The following is a 2547-nucleotide window of genomic DNA, read 5'->3' as shown; positions in this document are numbered from 1 at the left end:
GGCTTTCAGGTTCGTCCATCGGGATTCTCCAGTGTTGCGTGCTTGGCGGCTCACAACGCGGAGTTTCCTGGATGGACCCCCGGAAATGTCAAACTTTTGCTGTCTCCCCGGCAAAGCCGGGGGATTTCCCATTTTATTAAGAACCGCATCGTTCCCGTCTGGCGACACCGCTACGCGGCGCCTAGCAGCCTGTCGGACTTGATGGCGTAACCGATTGATTAAACAGGAAAACGACTTTTTGGCGCAAAAGAGGAAACTCTTTGCATTCAATCGGTTGCATCACTAAGTCCGACAGCCTGCTAGGCCAGCACAAGCTCGCGGACCCGCCCCGCAAAGCGATCGAACGATCGACTGCTAGCGGCACGCTGGTCGACGAGCCCTAATTCCCGTACCTTCGCGGCGATCTTCGGCGAGTCGCTCTCTGCATAATCGCGTGGGCGCTGACTCTTGACCTTGGGACGGAGCGCCTGTCGGAAGGCTTCTTTGGCGTTCTCGATCCGCCCGACCTCCGTCCTTGGCGGCTCGGGGCGGCGCCATTTGGAGTTGACCGCCAGGGCTGCATCAGGCCACAGGAACCACCAGGCCTCGATTTCCCAGGCTGCTGCTGCGGCGATGACCTGCCCAATGCCTTCGTCGAGCAATCCCTGTTCGAGTGCGGATGCGATCCGCTCGTGTGCCGGTTCGATAGCGTCACAGTCGCGATGTGCGACCACGGCACAACGCCTGCCACGGCGCTGCTCGGCCCTGACGACGGCGGCGATCTCGGCGACGTTTTTCCTGTCCCGTGCCTTGTCCATTCCCTTGACCAATACCAGCGGAGAGCGGCGGGTTTCGACCCGGACCGGTTCGGACCGCAGGGCCAGGATGAGATCTTTCACTGCCCTGGTGTCATTCGTATCCTCGCCGAACACCAGTACGACCACGGGTTCCGGCATTTCAGATAACCCCACCCAGCGCCCCTGAGAACCAAAGCTCGCCCAGGCGCAGTTCGTCCTCGCGATACATCTTGCGAACGTCCGCCGGCGCGATTGCCGGGATTCGGGATGCGCCGGTTTCCGTGTCACGCTCGCAGACGATCAACTCGTCCGGGCTCAATCGGTTGACCAGCGCCGGAGAGTGAGTGGCCGCGAGGACTTGTGTGCGGGTGCTGGCGTCACGTAGACGCTCGACGATGCGGTCCAGGGCATAGGGATGGAGGCCATGATCGACCTCTTCGACGCAGGTCAGCTTGGGCGGGTCAGGGTCGTGCAGCATGGCCAGGAGGGCCAACGCCCGAATGGTACCGAAAGACGCCGATGCGAGCGGCGTGGTGCCGCGCAGCCCGTTTTCTTTGATCTCGATGGAAACGCCGGGGCTGCTGCCGCCGAGCGGCACCAAGCGCAATTCCGTAAGTCCAGGTGTGATGTAGCGCAGATCATCGACCAGCGCCTCGAATACGTCCGGATGGGCTTCCGCCAGCCATGCCACATAGGCGGCAAGATTCGCGGCATCGGCGGCCAAGTGGACGGGCTCCCCCGCGACCAGTCGATGCGGCTGGCGCGCCTTGGCGACATCCGGCTCGAAGACGCGAAAAGACTCCAGTAAGGTCGCCAACTCGTCGATCTGCTCGGCGCCGTATTGTTTGCCCAATCGGCGCAGCGTCGACAGTCCTGATGATGTGGCGGCCAGGCTCAAGCGGGTCGGCGGCTGCTCTCCTGGATCGCCGGTGATATCGACATGGGAGCCAGTGATGGTGATCCGGCGACCCTGACCCCGGGTCCGTTTAAAGGTGAAGGTCTCGTTGCGTTGAAGCAACCGAACCGGGCCTGTCAGCATTTTGGCAGAGTGTTCCCAGAAGGTCAGTTCGTATTCGTCCGGAGCATTGGAACTGGCATAGCGCGTGATCTGCGCACCGATCGCTAACCTGATGCGGCGCGGACGCCTACCAAGGTCACCGCGAAAGAACAACGCATTGAATCCGCCGAAGTGATTCACCGCCGGGACCAGGTCCGTACGCGCGGTTTCGCCGAGAAATTCGATGGTGCGCAGCAGATTCGTCTTGCCCGCCCCGTTCGGACCGACGAGCACGTTGAGAGGCCCGAGATCGACGCGAACTTTCCCGAGGCTCAAAAAGTGCTGTGCTTCGATGTAAGTAAGATTGCCCACTGATATAAGAGAATAAGGGTTTGCACTGGATGCGGGCTGCAAGACCAGACAGTTGCCAAGTCCCCCAGATAATCGGGTTCTTCCGGAAAGCCTAACACGGAATCAGTTTTCTGTCAGGCATGATAGCGATTGAGCCACTCCACGTAATGGTCCGCGGTTAAACGAAAAAGCCCGCAGGTCCGGACCGGACCTGCGGGCTCGCGAAACACGGGAGCGGGGGCGTCCCGCCCCAACGCCGGGGCGGGACGCCCCGGCTCCTCTCTCCTTACTGCGGCGTCTTCAGCGCCGCATGGGCCGCCGCCAGTCGGGCGACCGGCACGCGCGGACCGGAGCAGGACACATAGTCCAGCCCAATGCGGTGGCAGAAGTCGATGGCCGCCGGGTGGCCGCCATGCTCACCGC

The 2547-nt window shown here is 62.0% G+C and carries 3 protein-coding genes; all 3 read right to left on the bottom strand.

What is annotated here, in order from left to right; translation table 11 throughout:
* Nucleotides 1-299: 299 nt before the first annotated feature.
* Complete coding sequence (locus QZX93_RS14445; protein ID WP_295391233.1) at nucleotides 300-935, bottom strand: hypothetical protein; 636 nt, start codon at nucleotides 933-935, stop codon at nucleotides 300-302.
* Between the two features lies 1 nt (nucleotide 936).
* Entirely contained in the window at nucleotides 937-2145 is a 1209-nt protein-coding gene (locus QZX93_RS14440; RefSeq protein WP_295391232.1) for an AAA family ATPase, read from the bottom strand.
* 265 nt (nucleotides 2146-2410) lie between these two features.
* Nucleotides 2411-2547 (bottom strand): putative PEP-binding protein (locus tag QZX93_RS27380; protein WP_366760093.1); only part of this gene is annotated, 137 nt, incomplete at its 5' end.

Origin of the sequence: uncultured Thiodictyon sp. (assembly GCF_903946935.1) — a bacterium.
GTDB lineage: Bacteria > Pseudomonadota > Gammaproteobacteria > Chromatiales > Chromatiaceae > Thiodictyon.
Note: the sequence above shows the minus strand (reverse complement) of the source record. Positions and strands in the feature narration are given on the sequence as shown.

Coding starts and splice junctions, on each gene's coding strand:
- QZX93_RS14445 (WP_295391233.1), bottom strand. CDS start 935: ATGCCGGAACCCGTGGTCGTACTGGTGTTCGGCGAGGATACGAATGAC.